Below are 22,252 nucleotides of genomic sequence, written 5' to 3' on the forward strand. Positions count from 1 at the left end.
GCCAGCGGCGGGGAAGGCGCCTGCGGTGCGCGGAACCAGCGCCGGCGCCTGGAGGTCAGCCGCTGGCTCCGCGCTCATGGCGCGGGCGGCTGTCCGGCGCGGCCCGAATCCAGGCGCACCAGCCCCTCCGGACCCGGATCGAAGCCCGCCAGTTGCAGGGCCAGGCGGGCGGCCGGGTCCTCGCTGCGGACCCGGGTGCTGACCGAGTAGTGGCCGTCCTGCCCGATCGAGGCGTGCACCTGCACGTCGAACGCGGCCCCGGGGTCGCTCGCCAGCACCAGTTGGCCTTCGGCGCCCTTGCAGGCGGGAGTGCCGGCGAGCTGCAGTTGCGGCACGTCGGGTCCGGCCATTTGCACCAGCACGCGGACCTGGCCGCCCGCACGCAGGCATTGGCCGTTGGCAAACAGCAGTCCCGCCTCGCGCAATTCGAGCCAGGCCTGCGCACCGGGCAGCAGTGGCAGGGGATAGGCCAACCGGCCGTTGGCCGCTTCGAACCCTTGGCGGGTGCCACGCTCGGCCACGCCGGCGAAGGTGGGCGTGGACAGCTGCAGCCGGATCCGGCCCAGCAGCATGGGGAGCGGCTGCAGGCCCACCCGGACATCACCCAGCGGCTGTCCATTCCAGCGGGCATTGCGCAGGACACCGTGCCAGGGCGTGCCCACGGCGTCGTCCGCGGTCAGCCCGATGGGAACCCACGCCGGGACTCGGAAGGCCAGGCCCAGCGGTAGGGTGCCGGCGATCACCCCTGCCATGGCGGCGACGATCAGGCTGGCACGCAGCGGACGGTTCATGGCCGACCGCGCGGCGAGGCCGGGACGAAGGTGGCCTGCGCCCGCAGGCGGGCTCCGTCGCGCTCGGCGACCAGGGCCACTGGCTGCACGCCCTGGGCTTGCAGTCGATCCAGCCATGCCAGCAGTGCGGGCGCATCCACCGCGTCCATCTCCACCACCCACTGGTCCTGGCTGTCGCGCCGTTGGCGCGAGAGGGCGACCCCGGCCTGGGCAGCGCTTTGCTCGATCAGCCCGGCCAGCGCGTCGCGGTCGGCGGGGCGCTGGTCGGCCAGCGCCTGCAGCTGGCTTGCGTCGGCCTGCACCCGGTGCAGCTGGCGCACTGCAGCGCTGTAATCCCGGCGCGCGGCCTCGCGCAGGGCGCGCGCCGGTGACAGCATTCCATACCAGAAGGCGAACGCAGCGACGGCCGCGAACATGACGGCGAGCATCGCCTGCTCGCGCCGGTTGCGTTGGGTCCACCAGTGGTGGAGGCGCTGGAAGCTGCTCACCGGGCCGGCTCCGCTTGCAGGCGGCTGCGTTGCCCGTCGCCGCCAGGTTCCAGTGGTGCGAAGGTGGTGGCATGGCCGTGTGCCAGCAGCGCTGCCCGGAGCTGTTCGAGCTGTTCCGGGGTGCGATGGACGATGGTGGCCTGCAGCCCGGCGGCGACACTGGAATCAAGCGATTCCAGCCGGGTCCCCGGCGTGGCGGCCAGGGCATCGAACAGTGCCTGGCGCAGGGCCGCGGCGCTGGCCGGACCCTTGCGCAAGGCCAGCTCGGCGGCCAGGCCAGCGGCCGGATCGCCGCTGGCGCCAGGGCGGAGGTGGGGGGCGGCCAGCGCTGCGGCGCGTGCCTCCAGCGACCGTGCCACCAGTCGATAGCGCGCCGCATCGACCAGCAGCAGCAGCACCGGTGAAACCAGCACCAGCCCGGCGAGCAGTGCCAGCCTGCGCCAGGAGGGGACCTGTGCACGGCCGCCGCGGCGTGGCTGGAATTGGTATTGCAGCAGGTTGATGGGTGCCTGGCCCGCGCCGGCGGCAAGGCAGCTCTCCACCTGGTCCTGGGCAATCCATTGGACCGGGCGCTCTCCAATCACCTGGCGGGCAAGGTCGGGTTCGGCGCTGAAGGCCAGCGTCTGCCCGCGTGCCAGCCAACGACCCTGATAAATGGCCAGGATCATGCCGTCAGCAGGTGCCGGCAGTGCCAGGTAATCCGGGACCACCGAGTCGACCTGCACGCCCAGGGCCTGGACCCGCTCCAGCCATTGGCGCAGGCGCGCCGGCTTAACCCAGCACAGCAGGCGCGGCTGGCCTGGTTGCAGCGGGCCGATGGCGATGTGCAGGGCATCGGCCGGTTCGGCCACGCGGTCGGCCAGGGCCAGCCTGGCCGCCGCCAGCGCCTGCGCGGCATCGCGTGTCGGCAGTTCCGTGTGCCAGGTTCCGATTTCCTCGCCCGGGACCACCAGCACCGTGCGCGGCGCCGCGCCGGCGAACCCGGCCGGCACGGGTTCGCCGACCGGCACCTCCAGCGCCTCCACGATGCGGCCCTCGCCGTCCACGGCCAGGCAGCGCACCGGATCGGCCGCATCCGGCGGCAGCAACAGCACCCGCGTGTTCATTCGTCGCGCCCCCAGCGCCTGGCGACCGTGCGCACCTGGCCGTCGTTGCCTACCTGCAGCAGTGCGCTCAACACCGCCTGCGCGTGGCCGTGCTCCACCTCGGCATGCAGGTCGAAGTAGCGGGTGCGCAGCTGGACCTGCTGCAATACCGGATTGGGCAGCGCGGCCTCGGCCAGGACCGGATGCGACCAGAATTCGGCCACGCTGTGCCAGCCGTCGGTCGGGCGCCGGGCCAGCAGGCTGGTCGCCGCCCGTAGGTCGAGCGCATTGTCGGACAGCATGGACAGGATCACCGCATCCTGCGCCTGCAGGGTGTTGACATTGACCGGGGCCAGGGCGGCCTCGGGCAGGGCGCACACATGCGGGCGCAGGCGTGCATAGGCGTCGGGGTCGTAGCCGGCGATGGCGCGCAGCTCGCTGGGTTCGGCCAGCAGGGTCGAGGCGGTACGCCGGCGCGGCGTGACCGTGGCATAGGCCCGGTCCTCGGCACCGGCCGGGCGCTGCTGCTGGTCCGAATCGATCCAGTCCACCAGCGCATCGGCCAGGGCCGCGCCGCGCGTCGAGGTGAATCCCAGCGCGGTCAGCAGCGCTCGGTACTGGGCCAGGCCGATTTCGTTGAGCTGCCACTGCCCGACCGCGCCCTGGACCACGCTGTTGAGGTTGAAGCAGGCGGTTGCATCGGACAGGCGCGCGCGCACCATGCCGGGCCCACCACCGTCGGCATCCAGCGGGAACACCACGGTGCGTCCGTTCCAGCCACCGGCCAGGGTGGTGCGGCCATCGCCCGAGCGAGCCATGCGCTGGATGCGCGCGCGCGCCAGGGTCTCGGCGCCCAGCGCCTGCCATTGCGCCTGGCCGACCGATTCGGCGTTGCCGACCCGGCGCAGGCCGAACCGGATCTCGTCCAGCATGGCCATCAGCAGCACGCCCATCACCGCCACCAGCAGCAGCACGGTGAGCAGCGCGGCGCCTCGCTGCGGCTTGCGCGGGTGCATCAGCCTCCACTCCCGGGCAAGAGAAACAGCTGCTCCAGGGCGCCGATGCGCTCCAGGTCCAGTTGCAGTGCGATCGCCTCGGGGACCGCCTCGCTGCTGCCGGACCAGCCGTCGCTCCACTGGCCGTGGTCGCGATAGCGGATGTGGGCCGCGCGCACGCCGGTCAGCAGCACCTGAGGGGTGCCGGACATGCCACCGTCCAGCACCGGGCGGGTCGAGCGCTCCAGCTGGCCATCGGCGATGCGGTATTCGACGTATTGCAGGGACGGGCGCCGTTGTTGGCCCGGATTGGCCCAGCCGCGGCGTACGAACCCGAGCAGGGCACCCGGATCGCCGTCGCGAGCCCCATGGAACACGCTGCGCGCGGGGCTGCCGTCGGCCTGGCGGATGCGCCGCGCGGCCACCTGGGCCAGGTCGGCGCGCAGCACGCCCCGCGACCGCTGCAGTTCGGCCAGCCGGTCCATGCGTTCGCCGACCGCGCCCTGGTTGTCGGTCGCGTAGGCCATCACGCCGACGCCGGCGGCCGCGAGCAGGCCGAAGATCGCCAGCGCCACCATCACCTCCAGCAGGGTGAAGCCGCCGGATCGTGCCGTGCGCGGCGCAGGGCTGGCGCTGGCCGCTGCCGTGGTGCTCATCGGCCGGTCTCGCGCAACACCGACAACACCGCCAACGCCTGATCGCGGCCCTGCGCCTGCACCCGGATGTCGATGCGCACGATGCCCGGCTCTTCGGTTGCCTGCACGGTGCGGCTCCACTGCCATTGCAGGTCGCCAGCGCTTTCGGTGCCGGCGGGCTCGGCGGCAATGCGTTCCAGGGGTTCGATCATCGACTCCACCGCGCGGTTCTCGGCGACCACGCCGGCCAGCACCCGTTCTTCCAGCAGCACCGCGGTGCGGGTGCTTTCGCCGGCCAGGTTGAGCAGGGCCAGCACCGCCAGCGCGAACACCGCCAGCGCCACCAGCAACTCGATCAGGGAGAAGCCGCGCATGGCGAACCTGGCATGGTGGGGTTCAGTCGCGCAGCGCATCGAGGCGTACCTGTCCGGCAGCATCCACCGCAACGCGCACGCTGGCGTCGCCGCGCTGCAGGACCAGCTCGGCCGGCTCGGCGATGCCGGTGGGGTCGAAGTCGAAGCGCACCTGCGGCAGCTCGCGCGACAGGCGCGGCGTGGTGCCTTGCTCCCAGGCGATGTCGCCGAATGGCCGTTCGCGCAGCGGTTCCCAGTCGGCAAAGTGCTGGCGGTTGAAGCGGTAGCCCTCCGCTGCGGCGACCACTTCGATCGCCCGCGTGCCCAGGATCGCTTCCTCCTGCGCGTGCTGCAGCCGCGCGGCGAAGCGCTCGCCCTCGCGCACCAGTTGCTGTCCATCGCCAGGCTGGGTCAGCAGCACGGCGCTGCCGGCAAGCGCGACCACGGCGAGCACGGCCAGCAGCTCGACCAGGGTGAAGCCCTGCGCGCCGGTGCGGCGGCCGTGCATGGTCGGCTCAGCTCCAATTGCCGATGTCGGCGCCGTCACCTTCGCCACCTTCCACGCCGTCGGCGCCGAACGAGTACACATCGAAGGCACCATGACTGCCGGGGTAGCGGTACTGGTAGGCATTGCCCCACGGGTCGGTGGGCAGGCGGCGGATGTAGCCGCCCTGGCGGTAGCGTTCCGGCCGCGGCAGGCCGCGTGGCGCGACCATGAGCGCGTTCAGCCCGTCCTCGGTGCGCGGATAGGTCATGTTCTCCAGGCGGTAGGTCTCGATGGCCTGTTCGAGCACGGCGACATCGGCACGGGCCTTTTCCACCATGGCGCGGTCCTGGCTGGGCAGCACGTTGATCGCCACCACCGTGGCCAGCAGGCCGATGATCACGATCACCACCATCAGTTCGACCAAGGTGAAGCCGCGCTGGGGGTGCATCCCGGACGCGGGCGCGACCCGGGGCAGGTGCAGGGGGCTGGGGGCAAGGGCGCGGGATCGCAGGCGCATGGGGGTTTCTCCGTGGACGGTGGCAGTCACGCCATCGCCAGCGTGTTGAACTGCAGGATGGGCAGCAGGATGGCCAGCACGATTACCGCCACCACCCCGCCCAGCAGGACGATGATGACCGGCTCCAGCAGGCTCATGACCACATTGGTGAACGTGTTAAACTCGCGTTCCAGGTAGTCCGCCGCGCGGTCCAGCATCGGCGCCAGGCGCCCGCTGTTCTCGCCGCTGGAGGTCATGTACAGCAGGGTGGGCGGGAACACGGCCGCGCGCCGCATTGCGTTGGACAGGCTGCCGCCTTCGCGGATCACCGCCACCATGCGCTCGGTGGCCGCGCGCAGGACCCGGTTGTGCACGGTGCGCGCGGTTATCGACAGGCCTTCCATCAACGGTAGGCCATTGGTGAGCATGATCGCCAGGGTGCGGGCCAGGCGCGCGGCATGGACATCACGCAGGATGCGGCCAAGCACGGGCAGGGCGAGGATGCGGGCATCGACGGCCAGACGGACCCTGTCGCGGCGCAGCAGCCGGGCAAAGACCACGGCCGCCACTGCCATGACCAGCAGAGCCGGCAGACCCCAGGCTGCCATGCCATCGGAGACGCCGATCACCGCCCGGGTCAGCAGCGGCAGTTCCCGGCCCATCGACTCGAACTGCTCGACCACCCGCGGCACCACAAAGGCCATCAGCGCGATCACCACCAGCACCGCGGTCAGCGACAGCGCGGCCGGATAGGCCAACGCGGCCAGCAGCTTGCCACGTACCTGCTGTTCGCGCTCCAGCAGGTCGGCCAGGCGCTCGAGGATCTGCGGCAGGGCGCCAGACCCTTCACCGGCGGCCACCATGGCCCGGTACAGCGCCGGGAAGCGATTGCCCTGCCGGGTCATCGCATCGGACAGGCGGAAGCCCTCCAGCACCAGTGCGTGGGTGGCCATCACCACTTCGCGGGTCGGCCTGTGCTCGGACTGCGAGCCGATCGTGCGCAGCGCCTCTTCCAGTGGCACTGCCACGATCAGGGTCGCCAGCTGGCGGGTGAACAGGGTCAGCGCCTTGGTGCTGAAGCGGCCGCGTCCGGGACGGGTGTTGCCGCTGGCCTCACCGGCGCCGGTGCCGGCGACCGGCTGAAGGCGCACCGGCACCAGCCGGCGCTGCTCCAGCTGCCGCCGCGCGTCGCGCGCGCTGGGCGCGTCGAGCACGCCACTGCTGACGCGCCCGTCCAGGTCCAGGGCGGCGTAGTCAAACGTCGGCATCGGCGTGCAGCTCCTGCCGGGTGACGCGCAGGGCCTCCTCCAGCGTGGTCAAGCCCTGGGCGACGCAGCTGCGCGCGGCATCGGCCAGCCGGGGTCCGCCGGCGAACGCGGCCGCGGCGATGGCGTCCTCGTCGGCATTGGCGCCCACAAGCCGTCGGATCTGGTCATCGACGGTGATCGCTTCGTAGATGCCGACCCGTCCTGCATAGCCGGTGTGGTTGCAGCGGGGGCAGCCGACCGCTTCGTACATGATTCCGGCGAAGTCCTCGCCCAGCAGCCGCAGCGATGCCGGATCGGACGCACGCTCGCGCCGGCAGTGCACGCACAGCCGCCGCACCAGGCGTTGGGCCAGGATCAGGCGCACGGTGGACGCCAGCAGGAAAGGTTCGACCCCCATGTCGCGCAGGCGGGTGATGGCACCGGCGGCGTCGTTGGTATGCACGGTGGACAGCACCAGGTGGCCGGTGAGCGCGGCCTGCACCGCGATCTGCGCGGTCTCCGGGTCACGCACTTCGCCCACCATGACCACGTCCGGGTCCTGGCGCAGGATTGCCCGCAGCCCGGTGGCGAATCCCATGCCGACCTTGGTATTGACCTGGGTCTGGCCCACGCCATCCATCGCGTATTCGACCGGATCCTCCACGGTGAGGATGTTGCGCAGCCCGTCGTTGAGCGTGGCCAGGCCCGCGTACAGCGTGGTGGTCTTGCCCGAGCCCGTCGGGCCGGTGACCAGGATGATGCCATTGGGCTGGCACAACGCGGCGCGCAACGCGCGCAGCACGGTCGGCTGCATGCCCAGGTCCTCGAGCGAAAGGGTGCCCTGGTCCTTGTCCAGGATGCGCAGCACCACGCGCTCGCCGCCACGCGCGGGCAGGGTGGACACGCGCACGTCCAGCGCCTTGACGCCCATCGACAGCGAGATGCGGCCATCCTGCGGGATGCGCTTCTCGGCGATGTCCAGCCGCGCCATCACCTTGATCCGCGAGACCAGCAGCGGCGCCACGCGGGCAGGCAGGCGCAGCGCCTCGCGCATCACCCCGTCCACCCTGAAGCGCACCACCAGGGCGGCCTCGAACGGCTCGATGTGCACGTCCGAGGCGCCGATGCGCGCGGCTTCGGCGATCAGCCCGTTGATCAGGCGGATGATCGGCGCATCGTCCTGGCTCTCCAGCAGATCGGCGGTGGCCGGGATGTCCTCGACCAGCAGGTCGAGGTTTGCGTGCAGGTCCAGCGATTCGACCGAAGCGCCGTGGCCGGCGTCGGCATAGGTCTCGGCAAGTTGCCGATCAAAGGCGACCCGTTGCAGCACTTCCACCTGCAGCGGTGCACCCAGGCAGCGGCGCGCCTCCAGCAGGCCGCGCGGATCGGCGCCCTCGCGCAGGCCGACGCGAACGTGCTGGCCGAGCGTGTCATCGCTTGCCGCGGCCATCGGCACGACGCCGTGCTCGCGCGCAAAGCCATAGTCGAAGGCCGGGCGTGCGCTCATCGGACCGGCTTCGGCGCGCGGGCAGGCTCGGCTGCGGGCGTGGCGGGCGATGTCGCGGCGGGGGGCGTTGCCGGCGCGGTCGGCCCGGGCACGGTCGTCCCCGGTGGCGGCGCCACCGGCGGCACCGTGCGCAGGTAGTCGCGCACCAGTGCATCGAGCATGGCCTGCTCGCCCGGATCGCGCACCTGGCTGTCACGCATGTAGTCATAGCGCGGCCCGGCGATGCGCTGGGCATCCTGCGTGCCGCGCACGATCGTGGGCCGGATGAACACCATCAGGTTGGTCTTGGCGCGTGCGCGCGCGGTGTTGCGGAACAGTCCACCGACCACCGGGATATCGCCCAGCAGCGGAATCTTGTCGACGGTCTGGCGGTCGTTCTGGTCCAGCAATCCGCCCAGCGCCACGATCGCGCCATCGTCCACCAGGACCTTGGTCTCCAGCTCGCGCTTGTTGAGGATCAGGTCGGAAGATCCGGTGGTCACCGGCCCGGCGATCGAGGAGACTTCCTGGCGCAGGAACAGGGTAATGCCGCCACCGGTGTTGATCTGCGGCTTGACCTCCAGCTGGATGCCAACGTCCTGGCGCGCGGTGGTACGGAACGGGTTGGTATTGGCGTCGCCGAGCACCTCGCCGGTGGTGATTGGCACCTCCTGGCCGACCAGGATCCGCGCCTCCTCGTTGTCCAGGGTCATGATCGAGGGCGTGGACAGCAGGTTGGAGCTGGTATCGCTCTTGACCGCGTTGATGATCAACCCGAACAGGGCATCGCCGCGGCTGCCGCCGAAGCCGGCCAGGCCGCCATTGAGGCCGAGCAGCGACTGCAATGCGGTGCGACCGGCCAGGTCCAGCGCGTCATTGTCCGCATCGCTGCTGCCGCGCCCGCGCTGGGCGGCGATGACGCCGGCCGCCAGCGGCAGGATGCCCGGGCTCGCGCTCGGATACTGGGTGGCCATGAACGGCACGTCGCTGCCTTCGCGGCCTGCGATCAGCAACTGCACCCCCAGTTCGCGCGCCGCATCGTCGGAGATCTCCACCACGATCGCCTCGACCAGGACCTGCTCGCGGCGCGTGTCCAACCGGGTGATCACGTCGGTGAGCAGGCGCTGGGTTTCCGGGTCGGCATTGATGATCAACGCGTTGGCGCCCGGGTAGCGCGCGATCACCGGGCGCTTGCCGCCGGGCGGGCCGATCACCTGGGTGTCCTTGCTGGCCGGGCTGGCGGATGCGGCTGCTTGCGATGCATCGCCGTTGGCCGCGCCCGGCGCCTGTCCGATCAGTTCCTGCAGCACCGGCAGCAGCTGCTCGGCGTTGGCATGCTGCAGCTTGACCACGCGCACGTCGCCGCTGCGCTCGGCCCGTCGGTCCAGCTCCAGCACGGTCTGGACCACGCGTTGCACCAGGGTGGGGTCACCGCGCACGACCACCGAGTTGCTGCTCTCCACCGGCAGCACCGACAGCACCGCGCTGGCGGTGTCCGCCCCGCGGGCGCCGAACAGGCTGTTGATGGTGGTCGCCATCTCCCGTGCCGAACTGTTGCGCAGGGTCACCGTGTCGATGCTGGCCCGGTCCTGGTCGATCTGCGCCACCAGTCCGCGCAGGCGCCGCAGGTTGTCGGCGTAGTCGGCCACCAGCACGCTGTTGCCCTGGGGCGTGGCCAGGACCACGCCGCCGCGGCCCACCAGCGGGCGCAGGGTTTCGGCGGCGATGCGCGCATCGATGCGGCGCAGGGCGAACACCTCGGTGGCAAAACCCGTGGCCGAGCCGCCATAGGTGCCCGGTTGCTGGGCGGCAGTATCGTCTGGCACCACCCGGTAGGCACCGGCGCCGGTGGGCACGGCCACCAGGCCGTTGGCGCGCAACACCGCCAGCAGCACGCCCAGCATCTCCGATTCGGACATGGCCCGATCGCGTGACACGGTCACGGTGCCCTGCACGCGTGGGTCGACGATGAAGGTGGTGCCGGTGGCGCGCGAGACGTCCTGGATGAAGGCGCGCAGGTCGGCTTCCTGTAGGTTCAGGCCCTGCGCTTCCTGGGCCGGCGCGGGCTTTCCGGGCATGACCAGCAGCACTGCGGCCAGCGTCAGCATGGACAACTTGTGGACCCTCATTGCAGCGGCACCGTCACCGAGCGGGTGGCGCCGTCGCGCTGGACGGTCAGTTCCACGCTGTCCCGTCCGGCCAGCTCCGCGGCCAGTTCGTGGTAACGCTCGGGGGTCAGTGCCTGGCCGTTGACCGACAGCAGCACATCGCCTGCCTGCAGGCCGGCCTTGCGCAACGCCGCGCCGTCGCCGCGCGGTATCAGGGTGTAACTGGACACCTGGCCGTTGACCTCGCGCGGGACCAGGCCGGCCTGCTCCAGCAGGCGCGCCGGGTCCACGGGCGCCGACGCGGCGCCCGTGACGGGCGCAACCGGGGCTGCCGAGGGCAGGGTTCCCGCTGCCGAGCGGGACACCGGCGCGGCGGCGAAGTCGAGCCGCTGGCGGCCCTGGCTTGATTCGATCCACACATGGTCCGGGCCGATGCCGGCCAGACGAACGCCGGATGGCATCGATTCGCCCACCCGCAGGGATCGCTGCGGACCCTGTGAATCGCCCAGGATCGCCGAGGCGCCCCCTGGCCCGGTGCTGATACCGTGCAGGGTCACGCCGCTGGCGGTGGCCTGGCTGGCGGCCGAGTCGGGCGGGAAGAACGGGTCGAGCGTGGGTCCGGTCGGTGTGACCGGGGCCTGCGGCACCGCATCGGGCCGAAAGGCGCCGACCGGAGCGGGCGGAACCGCGACCAGCCAGGCCAGGCGGACCGCCTGCAGCGCCAACAGGCCAAGCAACAGCCATTGCAGCGCACGCCTGATGGCCGAACCAGACGGCCGGAGCCAGGCCTGGCGATGAGCAGCGAGTTGCACGTTCGAGATCCAGTGGACTGCAGGAAGATCTGCGGTCGGGCAAGCATGGGACAGTTTTGTGACGGTAATGCTTCAAACGGCAATGTTTGTGACATGAAAGTCCGACCGGTCGCCCGGCCGGACCCGCGTCTGTCACAGTTTGGTCAGAATGAAGCGCTGACGTTGAGCGAGAAGCTTGTCCCGATGTCGTATCGGTTGATGTCGACCCGTCCGCCGCCCATTTCCTGGTACTCCTGATATTCGGTGTCCAGCAGGTTGCGGGCCTCCAGGCTCACGGTGACCTCGGTCTGGCCGATGTCCACGCCCTTGCGCAGGATCAGGTCCAGCATGGTGCCCGGCTCCTGCATGATGTCGGGCTGGCCGGCGCGGCCACGGGCGGCGATCCGCTCGCCCACGTAGGTCGCCGCCAGCGTGGCCTGGGTGCGGCTGTTGGGGTCCTCGATGCCGATCTGCAGGTTGGCGATATGCTCTGACTGGCCCTGCATCTGGCTGCCGTCGCGCACGAACAGGGTGGCATCCTGGGGCACGCCGTTGAACCCCAGCGGCACCACGGTGTCACCATCTTCCACCTTCACCTCGGACTTGGAATAGGTGTAGTTGCCGGCCAGGTACAGGCGCTTTTCGCCCCACCAGGCTGCCTCGATCGGCAGGTCCAGGTACTTCTTGGCGTCGATTTCCGCGCCGTAGAGCGTGGCGCGTGGCGCGTTGATGTAGGTCTGCTGGATCCCGCCACCGGTCTCGTTGACCAGGGACTCCACTGGTCGGTCGATATCCTTGTAGAAACCGCCCAGGGTGAACGACTCGCCCGCACCGAAGAACCACTCATAGCGGACGTCGAAGTTCTGCAGTTCGCTGTCGACCAGGTAGGGGTTGCCGATGAACAACCGATCGTTCTCGGTATCGAAGTACTGCTGCGGGGCCAGTTCGCGGAACTGCGGGCGACCGATGGTCTTGGAAGCACCAAAGCGGATCTGCTGGTTGTCGGCAAAGTTCCAGGTGACCGTGAGCGCGGGCAGCAGGTAATCGTTCTCCAGCGGCGCGACCCCGCCGACCCGCGCGCCAGTGAAGATGTCGTAGGGATGCACCGCCTGGGTGGCATCCTCGTAGCGCGCGCCCAGCGTGGCCCGCACCATCGGCACGATTTCGGCCTCGGCCTGCAGGTAGGCCGCGCCGACCTTGAGGGTGGCGTCATAGGCCGCGGCGCCATCGCCACCGGTGGTCTCGCGCAGGGTAATCAGGCCCTGGTCGATGTTGTAGTCAGACAGCAGGAAGTCCACTCGCTCGCGACGCACGTTTTCGGGCAGTGGCCCGTTGAGCGCCAGGAAGCGGAATTCGCGCGAGGTGGCGTTGCGGTCGTTGTCCGAGTACGCCAGGCCGCCGGACAGGGTCACTTCCCGGTCGGTCGGCAGGCGCCAGCTGACGTCCACGCCACCGCTGGCCACCTTGTCCTCCACATCGCTGAAGCGGGTGTAGTTCTGCTCCTGCGCCGCGTCGTGCACGAAACGACCATCGACGCGCCGATAGCGGATGCCTTTCTCGTAGGGCGCGTCGCGGCGCGCGCGCGAGTAGGCACCGCGCCATTCGATCTTCAGGTCCTGGTACTCGCCGAAGGCGTGCTCGCCGTTGATCTGGTGACTGAGCAGGTCACGCTCGAACCACTCGGTGTAGTCATCGCGCACGTACGCACCGGCCAGTTCGTCGTTGCCCTCGCGGCTGCGCGCTTCCTTGGTCGTGTCATGCACGTAGATGGAGGTCAGGCCGACCCTGTGGTCGCCCCACTCGGCGCCGGTGCCGAGCAGCGCGTTGACCTTGGCGTCGTTCTGGGTGGACACGTAGTCGTAGTCGGTGCGGACCTCGATCGCATCGCCCTGCACCAGGCCTTCCTGCTGGGTACCGACGCGGGTGCGCCACTTGTTCTCGAAGCCGGCCACGGCCACAAAGCCGAGTTTGCCCCAATTCGTTTCGACCGAAGTGCCGGCGCTGCCGCCCATGCTGAAATCCGGATCAACGTTCTCGGTGACCTGCAGCAGGTTGAGCGGGGCGTTGACGAAGCTGCGGCCGATGCGCTTGAGTTCGGCGTCGCTGAAGGTGCCGCTGTCGATGCGCCGTCCGGTGGCGATCGCGCGGCTCAGGTCCGACTGCTTCTTGCGGGTTCCATCGTCGTAACCCCAGAAATCATCCTCCGAGCCGTAATAGGTGAGGCCGTCACGGCTGGTGGTCTCGGAGTTGCCGCCAGTGCCGATGGAAAGGGTCAGGAAAGGTTCGTCCGGGGTCACGATCGAGCGCAGGTCGATCACGCCGCCGCCGAACTCGCCCGGATACTTGGCCGAGTAGGTTTTCTGCACGGTGATGCTTTCAAGCACACTGCTTGGAAACAGGTCCAGCGGGACCACGCGCTGCAGGGGTTCGGGACTGGGCAAGGGCGAGCCGTTGAGCAGTGCCGAGGAATAGCGCTCGCCCAGGCCGCGCACGTACACGAACTTGCCCTGGGCCACGCTCAGTCCCGTGACCCGGGACAGGGCTTCGGCGGCGTCGTCGTCGCCGGTGCGCTGGAAGTCCGCGCGGGTCACGAACGAGGCGACTTCGGAAGTCATCTGCATCGGCTCGGGAATGAATGCCCCGCGCACCGTCACCGCATCCAGCTGGGTTGCCTGATCAGCGGGGGGGGTGGGTGTCTCGGGCGTGACGGTCTGGGCCGCAGCGCCATGGCTGGCCAGCAGGCCGCCGATGGCAAGGAACAGTCCGCTGCGTAGCGGAGCCCTGGGGGTGGTGCGTTTCATGGAGGTGGCCTTGTCTGGATTCGGCAGTGGGCGCGCGCGCGCCCGGTTGGCGGGCAGCGGGGCCGCGGCGGGTGCCGCGGCCCCGGAGGGGCGTCATCCAGCGATCAGCACGGGTTGGCCGCGGTCAGGCCACAGGTCCAGCCCTGCCACCAGGTGTCGGACGCATTGCGCACCGCGCCGATGTAGTTCACCTGCGTGAAGGTGGGACTGATGGTGGTGATGGTGGGGAACGCGGTCACCGCCGTCTCGTTGGCGCCGTTGATGAACCCGTCGGTGAGGGTGGACGTGCCATTGGCGGTGTTGTTGGTGCCGGCACTGAACAGGGCGGCCGCCTGGCCGTTGGCATCGTCATCGAAGGCCACCGGGCAGGAGAAGAACACCGACTCGAAGCGACCGGTGGTGGTGCTGTCATCCACGTCCAGGCAGGCCGCAGCCGCGCCGGTGCCGCCGGCCGCGCGGGTCACCACGGTGTTGATGAAGGTGCTGTTGGTGCCGCTGTTCATGACGATGCCCGCGCCGCCGCCGGCGCGGCCGACATAGGTGATGTTGGCGAACTTGGGACGCGAGGGCAGGACGGTCTGCTGGCCGGCCGAGCTCATCTCGCTCATGCGATCGCCGCCACCGGCGCGTTGCATGACGATGCCGAACTGCACGGCGCCCTGCCAGCCGGTGTCGGTATCGAAGCTGTCGTCATCGTTGCCGGTGGCCACCAGGTACTTGGCATTGAGCGTGCCGCCGAACCATTCGAAGCCGTCATCGGAGCTGTTGTGCACCTGGACGTACTCGAACACCGTGCCGCTGCCGAGTCCGGCCAAGCTGATGCCATTGAGCTCGACGTTGGGCAGGATCTGGAAGCCGGAATGCATCACCCGCATGTAGCGGTAACGGCCGCTGCTGTCGGTGGCCGAGTTGCCGCCGTAGAACGCGTTGGTGCCTTCCACCTGCGCCTGACACTGCGGAGTGCCCGGGGCGATGGTGGCGGACGGACAGGCGCTGATCGGCGCGCGGCCCAGCAACACCACGCCGCCCCACTGGCCGACCGAGTCGACGTTGGTCTGGCCACGGATGCTGGCGGCGCTGGTGAACACGATGGGCTGGGTCGGGGTGCCGTCGGCGATCATCTGCGAACCACGGTTGACCACGACGTAGTCCAGGCCGGAGGAACCGAACAGGCGCACGCCGGGTTCGATGGTCAGGATGCCGGCCGAGGCCCCGGCGATCGGGTTCTGCGCATCACCGCCGCGGTCCTGGCCGACGTTGACCCGGCCGGAAATGGCATACACGGTGGAAGCGCGGTTGGGCACCAGCAGGTTGCCGATGATCTCCGACGGGAGGCGGCACACGCGCAGTGTGTCGTTGACGTCCAGGCCGCCATTGACGAAGCCGGTCGGGCAGTCGCTGGGCGGGCCGGCCACTGGCGGCGGCGGTGGTGGCGCGGCCGGCGGCGGCGGTGGCGGCGCGGCCGGCGGCGGCGGCGGTGCGAATCCACCCTCGCCTGGCGAAGCCACGCGGTCTGCACCGCCGCCGCAGCCGCTCAGCGCCAATACGGCGCCGAAGGTCATCAACAGGGTCTTGGAACTGTTGCTCATGGACATCGGGTTCTCCAAACGGAAATGGACTGGCGGGCGGTACGGGTCGGCGCCAGGGCGGTGCGCGTGGCAACGTCCGCGGCGGTCCCACGTGAATGCGGGGCAAACGTTAGGTCGCCGATGTGACCGATGCATTACGAAATGAAGGCGATCGTGACGAGATGGTCGTCTACACCCGCCACACAGTCGTGGCCGGGGCAGGGCCGCTGGCGCTGTCATCGTCATGTCACAGTGTTCCGATGCCGTGGGATGGCCCACCCGCTACAGGATTTCCCATGACCAGCCCGCTTCCCACTCCGGACCTGCGTGCCTGGATCCTCACCCAGGCCGAAGCCGGCACCGATCCGCGCGAGGTCACCGCCGCGATGCTGGCGCAGGGTTGGACCGAACAGGCGGCGATCGACGCGGTGGAGCGGACCATGCGCGAGCACCTGGAGAGCCACGCCCGCCGCCACGGGCTGCCGGTGCCGGTGCCGGTGCCAGCACCGATCGAGCGCAACGGACCTGCGCTGTTGCAGGCTGGGGACCGCCAGGTCCAGGTGCTGGCCAGCCTGTTGCACCCGCGCGTGATCGTGTTCGGCAACCTGCTTGCGGCCGAGGAATGCGACGCGTTGATCGCCCTTGCGCGGCGGCAGATCAAGCGTTCGCCCGTGTTCGATCCGGACACCGGCCAGGACCAGCAGCACCAGGCCCGCACCAGTGAGGGCATGTTTTTCGGCCGAGGTGCCAACCCGCTGTGCGCACGGGTGGAGGCGCGCATCGCCGCCCTGTTGAATTGGCCGCTGGAGAATGGTGAAGGCCTGCAGGTCCTGCGCTATGGCCCCGGCGCGCAGTACGAGCCGCACTACGATTATTTCGATCCAGCCCGCCCTGGCGCCGAGGTGGCCCTGCGCCGTGGGGGCCAGCGCGTGGCTTCTCTTGTCATCTACCTGAACACGCCGACCCAGGGCGGAGCCACCACCTTCCCCGACGCGCATTTGGAAGTGGCGCCGATCAAGGGCAACGCCGTGTATTTCAGTTACGACCGTCCCCACCCGATGACCGGCACCCTGCACGGCGGAGCGCCCGTGGTCGAGGGTGAGAAATGGGTGGCCACCAAGTGGCTGCGGGAACGAAGGCACGACTGAGGCGGCGGGGTGCGAGGTCGGCTTGATCAATTTGATAGATCCATTATCATGGAAATATGGAAATCAAAACGGCCGTGACCCGTCTCGCCGCCTTGGCCCAGGACTCGCGCCTGGCGGTGTTCCGCCATCTGGTCCAGCTCGGCCCGGTCGGTGCGCGACCGGGTGCGATCGCCGAGTCCCTGGCCGTCAGCCCCTCCACGCTTTCATTTCACCTCAAGGCGCTGGCCCACGCCGGCCTGGTCCAGGCCTGGCCTGATGGCCGCAGCATCGTGTACCGCGCCGACTTCGCGGCCATGCAGGAGCTGCTGGACTTCCTGACCGAGAACTGCTGCGGCGGGGTCCCGGCCGCCTGCGCAATCACTGCTCCGGAAGCCCGGCGCCCGCTGCGGCGCACCGCGCCGCCGTCTTCTTCCCGGCGCAGGCAACGGGAATGAGCTGACCGTGCAAGGAACCGTCGGCGGCCTCGGTGCGGTCCCGCCTGGTGGTGGGCAAGCGGCGGGCGGTGGGTGCCGATACCGCGATCGCCGTCACAGCATTCATTCCAGGAGACCCACATGACCCCGCATCCTGTTGACATCGTCATCTACCACAATCCCGACTGCGGCACCTCGCGCAACGCGCTGGCCATGATCCGCAACGCCGGCATCGAGCCACATGTGGTCGAGTACCTGAAGACGCCACCCAGCCGCGCCATGCTGGAATGGCTCATCACGCGCATGGGCATCCCGGTGCGCGGATTGCTGCGCGAAAAGGGCACGCCCTACGCGCAACTCGGACTGGACGACCCGGCCTTGCCTGACCAGGCCCTGCTCGACGCGATGCTGGCCCATCCGCTGTTGATCAACCGGCCGATCGTCGTATCCCCGCTGGGGGTAGCCCTGTGCCGGCCCTCCGAGCGCGTGCTGGAGCTTCTGCCCCAGCCGCAACTGGGCGCCTTCGCCAAGGAGGATGGAGAAGTGGTGGTCGACGCCGATGGCCGGCGCGTGGGTGACCGCGCATGAGTGGATCGGTGTCCGCCGCCAGGCCAGGCCTGTCGTTCCTGGACCGCTACCTGACCCTGTGGATTTTTGCCGCCATGGCACTGGGCGCGGCGCTGGGGGCGCTGGTCGATGGCCTGCCGCAGGCGCTGGAGGCGATGACGGTGGGCGGCACCAACCTGCCCATCGCGATCGGCCTGATCGTCATGATGTACCCGCCGCTGGCCCGGGTCCGCTACGGTGAACTGCATCGCGTGTTTGCCGACAGCCGCGTGCTGCTGCTGTCACTGGTGCAGAACTGGCTGATCGGCCCGGTGCTGATGTTCACGCTGGCCGTCGTGTTCCTGCACGACTCCCCGGAGTACATGACCGGGGTGATCCTGATCGGCCTGGCGCGCTGCATCGCAATGGTGCTGATCTGGAACCAGCTGGCCTGTGGCGACAACCAGTACGCGGCAGGCCTGGTGGCGTTCAACTCCCTGTTCCAGATCCTGTTTTTCAGCACCTACGCCTGGTTGTTCCTCAGTGTTCTGCCGCCCTTGTTCGGGCTGGAGGGCAGCGTGGTCGATGTCGGCTTCTGGACCATCACCCGGGCGGTGCTGGTGTACCTGGGCATCCCGTTCGCCGCGGGCTACCTGACCCGGCGCGGGCTCACCCGCGCGCGTGGCCAGCAGTGGTACGAGACCGTGTTCCTGCCGCGGATCGGGCCGCTGGCGCTGCTGGCGCTGCTGTTCACCATCGCCGCGATGTTCGTGATGAAGGGCGGCGACGTGATCCGGCTGCCGCTGGATGCCTTGCGCATCGCCATCCCCCTCACCCTCTATTTTCTGGTGATGTTCGTGGTCAGTTTCTTCATGGGCCGGTTGATCCGCGCCGACTATCCGCGCACCACGGCACTGGCCTTCACCGCGGCCAGCAACAATTTCGAGCTGGCGATCGCCGTGGCCATCGCCAGCTTCGGCCTGGCCTCGCCGGTCGCCTTTGCCGCGGTGATCGGGCCGCTGGTGGAGGTGCCGGTGATGATTGCGCTGGTGCACGTGGCCTTGCGCCTGGGCCGGCGCTATTTCCGCGGCAGCGCGCCGCGCGCGGCCCCCGTCGGGCAGGGGCGCGCATGAGTGCCACCACGCCCCCCTGCCTGCCCGCTGCCAGGCCCGACCGGCTGCGGCCACTGGGCGAGGCGGACCGGTTGCCTGCGCTGCAGGCGGACCTGTTGCCCGCGCCCCTGTGGCGGGAAGCAGACCCCGGCCATGCGCCGCGCATCCTGCTGCTGTATGGATCCCTGCGCGAACGCTCGTACTCGCGCCTGGCGACCGAGGAAGCTGCGCGCATCCTGCAATGGTTGGGCGCAGACACCCGCATTTTCGATCCACTGGACCTGCCACTGCCGGACCAGGTGGCGGGCGACGCACACCCGGCCGTCGAACGCCTGCGCGAATTGTCGCTGTGGTCCGAAGGGCAGGTGTGGTGTAGCCCGGAGCGTCACGGCCAGATCACCGGGCTGATGAAGGCGCAGATCGACCACCTGCCGCTGAACATCGGCGCGGTGCGGCCAACCCAGGGCCGCACCCTGGCGGTCATGCAGGTTTCGGGCGGCTCGCAATCCTTCAACGCGGTCAATACCCTGCGGCTGCTGGGCCGCTGGATGCGGATGTTCACCATCCCCAACCAGTCCAGCGTGGCGCGTGCCTGGGAACAGTTCGACGAGCGGGGACGGATGCTGCCGTCGGCTTACTACGACCGCATCGTCGATGTGATGGAGGAACTGGTGCGCTTCACCCTGCTGCTGCGCCCGCACCTCGCCCAGCTCACCGACCGGTATTCGGAGCGCAAGGCCGATGCGGCGCAGGCGGCCGCCTTCGCTGCCTCGGCCAGCAGTGCCTAGCAGGCAGTTGCCCCTGGCGCACCCGGGCATGGCGCCGCGCACCGCCTGACCGGTGGGCCGGGCCGCCACACCCGGCGCCTGAGCAGCAGGACCGTGCTGCTGCTGGACCGGCCGTCAGGCGGGTGTCAGCGATCGCGCTGCACGCGCCACAGGCCCGCCATCCCCGGGTTGGCCGGCGGTTTTGTCTCGATACCGGCACAGATCGCGGATCACGCAGTTGGGACAGTCCGGACGCCGCGCCTTGCACACGTAGCGCCCGTGCAGGATCAGCCAATGGTGCGCGTTGTGCAGGTAACGGGCCGGGATCACCTTGACCAGCTTGTCCTCGACCGCGCGCACGTCCTTGCCGGGCGCCAGCCCGGTGCGGTTGGCGACGCGGAACAGATGCGTGTCCACCGCGATGGTCGGCTCGCCGAAGGCGGTGTTGAGCACCACGTTGGCGGTCTTGCGGCCGACCCCGGGCAGGGCTTCCAATGCCTCGCGCTGGCGCGGCACGTGCCCGCCATGCTGGTCGACCAGGATCTGGCAGGTGGCGATGATGTTCCTGGCCTTGGCGTTGAACAGGCCGATGGTGGACAGGTAGCGCTTCAACCCTTCCTCGCCCAGCTCCAGGATCGCCTGCGGCGTGTTGGCGACCGGATACAGCCTGCCGGTGGCCTTGTTGACGCCCGCGTCGGTGGCCTGGGCCGACAGGATCACCGCGATCAGCAGTTCGAATGGCGAGCTGTATTCCAGCTCGGTGGTCGGCTGTGGATTGAGCTCGGCCAGGCGCGAAAACATCTCTTCGATCTGCGCGCGCGTGAGCGTGCGGGCGCGGCGTGCGGCCTTGGTGCTCACCCGTTTGGTGTTCCGGCCGCGCGCGCCCTGGCACGTGCCAGCGCCGCGGCCACGGCCGGCGGCAGGGCGGGTGCAACCGGGGTGTTCGAAGGCGCAGGCGGCGGCGCACGGCGGGCCTGGCGTTCGGCCGCGCGCCGGGTCAGGCGTGCGCCGCGTGCGCGGTAACGTTCGCGTGCGGCCCAGGCCTTGCGCAGGCGTTGCTGTGCGGCCTGGACCTGCCGGCTGGCGCTGGCGCATTGGGCGCACTGCGGCCGGGGGGGCGCCTCCATCAGGCCGGCCTCGATCGCCGCATCGACCTGGCCGTCGGCCAGCAACACGGCCAGCTGCTGCAGCGGCCTGCAGTCGTGGTCGATGCCGCTCATCAACGGCCCGAGAAGCTCGGCTTGCGCTTGCCGACGAAGGCGGCGGTGCCTTCGCGCATGTCCTGCGTGGCAAACATCAGGCCAAACTGCGCGCCTTCGAACTGCAGGCCTTCGCTCAGCGCGCATTCGCCGCCGTGGATCACCGATTCCAGGATCGCGCGCAGCGCCAGCGGGGCGGCGTTGGCCAGCTGCACGGCCAGCGCTTGCACGCGCGCATCCAGCGCATCGGCGGTGACCACTTCATTGACGATGCCCAGCTCGAGCGCGCGCGCGGCGCTGATCGGCGCGCCCAGCAGGCACAGTTCCAGGGTCGCGGCGCGGCCGGCCAGGCGCAGCAGGCGCTGGGTGCCGCCGAAGCCGGGGATCAGCCCCAGGTTGATTTCCGGCTGGCCGACCTTGGCGGTGTCGGCGGCGATGCGCAGGTGGCAGGCCATCGCCAGTTCCAGTCCGCCACCGAGCGCAAAGCCGTTGACCCGGGCGATCACCGGCTTGGTCAGGGTCTCGATGGTGCGCATCAGCAGCTGGCCGCGCAGACCGAAGTCGCGTCCGGCCATGGCGCCCATGTCGGCCATCTCGCCGATGTCCGCGCCGGCGACGAAGGCCTTGGCACCGGCCCCGGTCAGCACCACCACGCGCACGGCCGGATCGGCCTCGGCCGCCTGGAAGGCCTGGGTGAGGGCGGCGATGGTGGCCGCGTTGAGCGCGTTGAGCTTGTCGGGGCGGTTGACGGTGATCTGGCGGATTGCGCCCGAATCGGTGGTCAAGACAGGTGTTTGGTCCATATGGGGAGCCTTGTTTTTTCGTAAATAAAAGGTAAAGCCGGAACTTTGCGTCCCAGGACCGAGTCAATGCCGGCAATGCCTCACTGGCTGTTAAGTTCGGGCAGGGCTATCCTAGCGCGTCAATCTGGGCCGCCGGTCGCGAGCCCATTCCCATAAACCCCGGAGGTTTGTAAGACATGAAGTTGCGTTTGCTTTCTGCCAGCGTGCTGGCCATGACCCTGGCCGCAGGCACCGCTGCCGCACAGACCTCACCCGCCGCACCGGCGTCCACTGCGGGCTCGGAGCGCAACGCGCTCAGCTACGCGCTGGGTTACGACCTGGGTCGCAACCTGATCGAGAGCGGTGAGTCCATCGATCTGGCCACCGTGCAGAAGGCCCTGAGCGAAGGCTATGCGAAAAAGGAGCCTTCCGTGCCGGTCGACCAGCTGCGCAACGCGGTCCAGCAGATGGAAGCGCGCCAGCAGGCCAAGGCCAAGGCCGCCTTCGAACAGGCCGCTGCCGCCAACAAGGTCAAGTCCGACGCCTTCCTTGCGCAGAACAAGGCCAAGGCCGGGGTGCAGACCCTGCCCGGCGGCGTCCAGTACCGTGTGGTGGAGGCCGGCAGCGGCGCCAAGCCGACCCAGGCCAGCACCGTGACCATCCAGTACAAGGGCTCGCTGTCCGATGGCCGCACCTTCGTCGACACCTTCAGCCCGCGGGAGGGCCAGACCACCCCGCCGCCGCCGGCCAGCCTGAAGGTCAGCGAGATCCCCCTGGCAGGCCTGCGCGATGCACTGCTGCAGATGCCGGCCGGTTCGCGCTGGGAAGTGACCATGCCGCCGGAAAAGGCCTACGGCAATACCCCGCAGTCGCCGATCGGCCCGAACCAGGCGGTTGTCTTCGACGTCAAGCTGGTCAGCGTCGCCAAGTAAGTTGACGCCGACTGCATGACCA

The 22,252-nt window shown here is 69.6% G+C and carries 23 protein-coding genes; 6 read left to right on the forward strand and 17 right to left on the reverse strand.

Annotation, left to right across the window (positions count from 1 at the left end):
• Positions 1–74: 74 nt before the first annotated feature.
• The 14 genes from gspN to D9R12_RS00395 all read right to left on the reverse strand — a co-directional run bounded on the left by gspN (position 75) and on the right by D9R12_RS00395 (position 15,358).
• On the reverse strand, positions 75–791 hold the full coding sequence (gspN, locus tag D9R12_RS00330; protein WP_014161021.1) for a type II secretion system protein N: 717 nt from the start codon (positions 789–791) through the stop codon (positions 75–77).
• Positions 788–1,279 carry a type II secretion system protein GspM gene (gene gspM / locus D9R12_RS00335; RefSeq protein ID WP_122226930.1) on the reverse strand — a complete coding sequence of 164 codons (492 nt, stop codon included), beginning with the start codon at positions 1,277–1,279 and terminating at the stop codon, positions 788–790. The genes gspN and gspM overlap by 4 nt, the downstream gene beginning before the upstream one ends.
• Positions 1,276–2,385: a type II secretion system protein GspL gene (gspL, locus tag D9R12_RS00340; RefSeq protein ID WP_122226932.1), complete on the reverse strand. Its 1,110-nt coding sequence runs from the start codon at positions 2,383–2,385 to the stop codon at positions 1,276–1,278. The genes gspM and gspL overlap by 4 nt, the downstream gene beginning before the upstream one ends.
• Positions 2,382–3,380: a type II secretion system minor pseudopilin GspK gene (gspK, locus tag D9R12_RS00345; RefSeq protein WP_014161018.1), complete on the reverse strand. Its 999-nt coding sequence runs from the start codon at positions 3,378–3,380 to the stop codon at positions 2,382–2,384. The genes gspL and gspK overlap by 4 nt, the downstream gene beginning before the upstream one ends.
• A complete protein-coding gene (gene gspJ, locus D9R12_RS00350; protein WP_014161017.1) occupies positions 3,380–4,015 on the reverse strand; it encodes a type II secretion system minor pseudopilin GspJ in 636 nt (211 codons plus the stop codon). The genes gspK and gspJ overlap by 1 nt, the downstream gene beginning before the upstream one ends.
• The gene (gene gspI / locus D9R12_RS00355; protein ID WP_014161016.1) at positions 4,012–4,407 is read right to left on the reverse strand and encodes a type II secretion system minor pseudopilin GspI; all 396 of its coding nucleotides are present in this window, start codon (positions 4,405–4,407) and stop codon (positions 4,012–4,014) included. Before gspI ends, gspJ begins: the two co-directional genes overlap by 4 nt.
• Positions 4,391–4,855: a GspH/FimT family pseudopilin gene (locus D9R12_RS00360; protein ID WP_014161015.1), complete on the reverse strand. Its 465-nt coding sequence runs from the start codon at positions 4,853–4,855 to the stop codon at positions 4,391–4,393. The genes gspI and D9R12_RS00360 overlap by 17 nt, the downstream gene beginning before the upstream one ends.
• A gap of 7 nt (positions 4,856–4,862) precedes the next feature.
• Positions 4,863–5,282, reverse strand: coding sequence for a type II secretion system major pseudopilin GspG (gspG, locus tag D9R12_RS00365; RefSeq protein WP_043290523.1), 420 nt, complete (start codon positions 5,280–5,282; stop codon positions 4,863–4,865).
• Between the two features lie 95 nt (positions 5,283–5,377).
• On the reverse strand, positions 5,378–6,598 hold the full coding sequence (gene gspF / locus D9R12_RS00370) for a type II secretion system inner membrane protein GspF (RefSeq protein WP_014161013.1): 1,221 nt from the start codon (positions 6,596–6,598) through the stop codon (positions 5,378–5,380).
• Entirely contained in the window at positions 6,585–8,084 is a 1,500-nt protein-coding gene (gene gspE, locus D9R12_RS00375; protein WP_122226936.1) for a type II secretion system ATPase GspE, read from the reverse strand. Before gspE ends, gspF begins: the two co-directional genes overlap by 14 nt.
• Positions 8,081–10,192 (reverse strand): type II secretion system secretin GspD, encoded by a 2,112-nt coding sequence (gene gspD, locus D9R12_RS00380; RefSeq protein WP_170159094.1) that lies wholly within the window; start codon positions 10,190–10,192, stop codon positions 8,081–8,083. The genes gspE and gspD overlap by 4 nt, the downstream gene beginning before the upstream one ends.
• Complete coding sequence (locus D9R12_RS00385; RefSeq protein ID WP_122226940.1) at positions 10,189–10,983, reverse strand: type II secretion system protein N; 795 nt, start codon at positions 10,981–10,983, stop codon at positions 10,189–10,191. The genes gspD and D9R12_RS00385 overlap by 4 nt, the downstream gene beginning before the upstream one ends.
• Before the next feature lie 143 nt (positions 10,984–11,126).
• The gene (locus D9R12_RS00390; protein ID WP_014161009.1) at positions 11,127–13,763 is read right to left on the reverse strand and encodes a TonB-dependent receptor domain-containing protein; all 2,637 of its coding nucleotides are present in this window, start codon (positions 13,761–13,763) and stop codon (positions 11,127–11,129) included.
• 104 nt (positions 13,764–13,867) lie between these two features.
• On the reverse strand, positions 13,868–15,358 hold the full coding sequence (locus D9R12_RS00395; RefSeq protein WP_014161008.1) for a hypothetical protein: 1,491 nt from the start codon (positions 15,356–15,358) through the stop codon (positions 13,868–13,870).
• A gap of 269 nt (positions 15,359–15,627) precedes the next feature.
• On the opposite strand from D9R12_RS00395, the gene D9R12_RS00400 reads away from it, so the two are divergent.
• The 5 genes from D9R12_RS00400 (at position 15,628) to arsH (ending at position 19,338) form a co-directional block, all read left to right on the forward strand.
• Positions 15,628–16,479 carry a 2OG-Fe(II) oxygenase gene (locus D9R12_RS00400; RefSeq protein ID WP_014161007.1) on the forward strand — a complete coding sequence of 284 codons (852 nt, stop codon included), beginning with the start codon at positions 15,628–15,630 and terminating at the stop codon, positions 16,477–16,479.
• Between the two features lie 74 nt (positions 16,480–16,553).
• Positions 16,554–16,913, forward strand: a complete 360-nt coding sequence (locus tag D9R12_RS00405; protein WP_425476592.1) for an ArsR/SmtB family transcription factor — start codon at positions 16,554–16,556, stop codon at positions 16,911–16,913.
• Between the two features lie 120 nt (positions 16,914–17,033).
• Positions 17,034–17,480 (forward strand): arsenate reductase (glutaredoxin), encoded by a 447-nt coding sequence (arsC, locus tag D9R12_RS00410; RefSeq protein WP_014161005.1) that lies wholly within the window; start codon positions 17,034–17,036, stop codon positions 17,478–17,480.
• Complete coding sequence (gene arsB / locus D9R12_RS00415; RefSeq protein ID WP_122226942.1) at positions 17,477–18,571, forward strand: ACR3 family arsenite efflux transporter; 1,095 nt, start codon at positions 17,477–17,479, stop codon at positions 18,569–18,571. The genes arsC and arsB overlap by 4 nt, the downstream gene beginning before the upstream one ends.
• On the forward strand, positions 18,568–19,338 hold the full coding sequence (arsH, locus tag D9R12_RS00420) for an arsenical resistance protein ArsH (RefSeq protein WP_122226944.1): 771 nt from the start codon (positions 18,568–18,570) through the stop codon (positions 19,336–19,338). Before arsB ends, arsH begins: the two co-directional genes overlap by 4 nt.
• 114 nt (positions 19,339–19,452) lie before the next feature.
• Here the strand turns inward: arsH and nth are convergent, their stop codons facing one another.
• Genes nth through D9R12_RS00435 form a run of 3 tightly spaced genes read right to left on the reverse strand, consistent with a single transcriptional unit; the run spans position 19,453 to position 21,319 of the window.
• Complete coding sequence (gene nth / locus D9R12_RS00425; RefSeq protein WP_122226946.1) at positions 19,453–20,175, reverse strand: endonuclease III; 723 nt, start codon at positions 20,173–20,175, stop codon at positions 19,453–19,455.
• Positions 20,172–20,537, reverse strand: coding sequence for a hypothetical protein (locus tag D9R12_RS00430; protein ID WP_122226948.1), 366 nt, complete (start codon positions 20,535–20,537; stop codon positions 20,172–20,174). The genes nth and D9R12_RS00430 overlap by 4 nt, the downstream gene beginning before the upstream one ends.
• Positions 20,537–21,319 (reverse strand): enoyl-CoA hydratase/isomerase family protein, encoded by a 783-nt coding sequence (locus tag D9R12_RS00435; protein ID WP_043290518.1) that lies wholly within the window; start codon positions 21,317–21,319, stop codon positions 20,537–20,539. The genes D9R12_RS00430 and D9R12_RS00435 overlap by 1 nt, the downstream gene beginning before the upstream one ends.
• A gap of 176 nt (positions 21,320–21,495) precedes the next feature.
• Here D9R12_RS00435 and D9R12_RS00440 point away from each other — a divergent pair, with 176 nt between their 5' ends.
• On the forward strand, positions 21,496–22,230 hold the full coding sequence (locus D9R12_RS00440) for an FKBP-type peptidyl-prolyl cis-trans isomerase N-terminal domain-containing protein (protein WP_014160999.1): 735 nt from the start codon (positions 21,496–21,498) through the stop codon (positions 22,228–22,230).
• Positions 22,231–22,252 lie beyond the last annotated feature (22 nt).

The organism is Pseudoxanthomonas spadix, assembly GCF_003703395.1.
In the GTDB taxonomy this organism is placed as follows: Bacteria; Pseudomonadota; Gammaproteobacteria; order Xanthomonadales; family Xanthomonadaceae; genus Pseudoxanthomonas_A; species Pseudoxanthomonas_A spadix.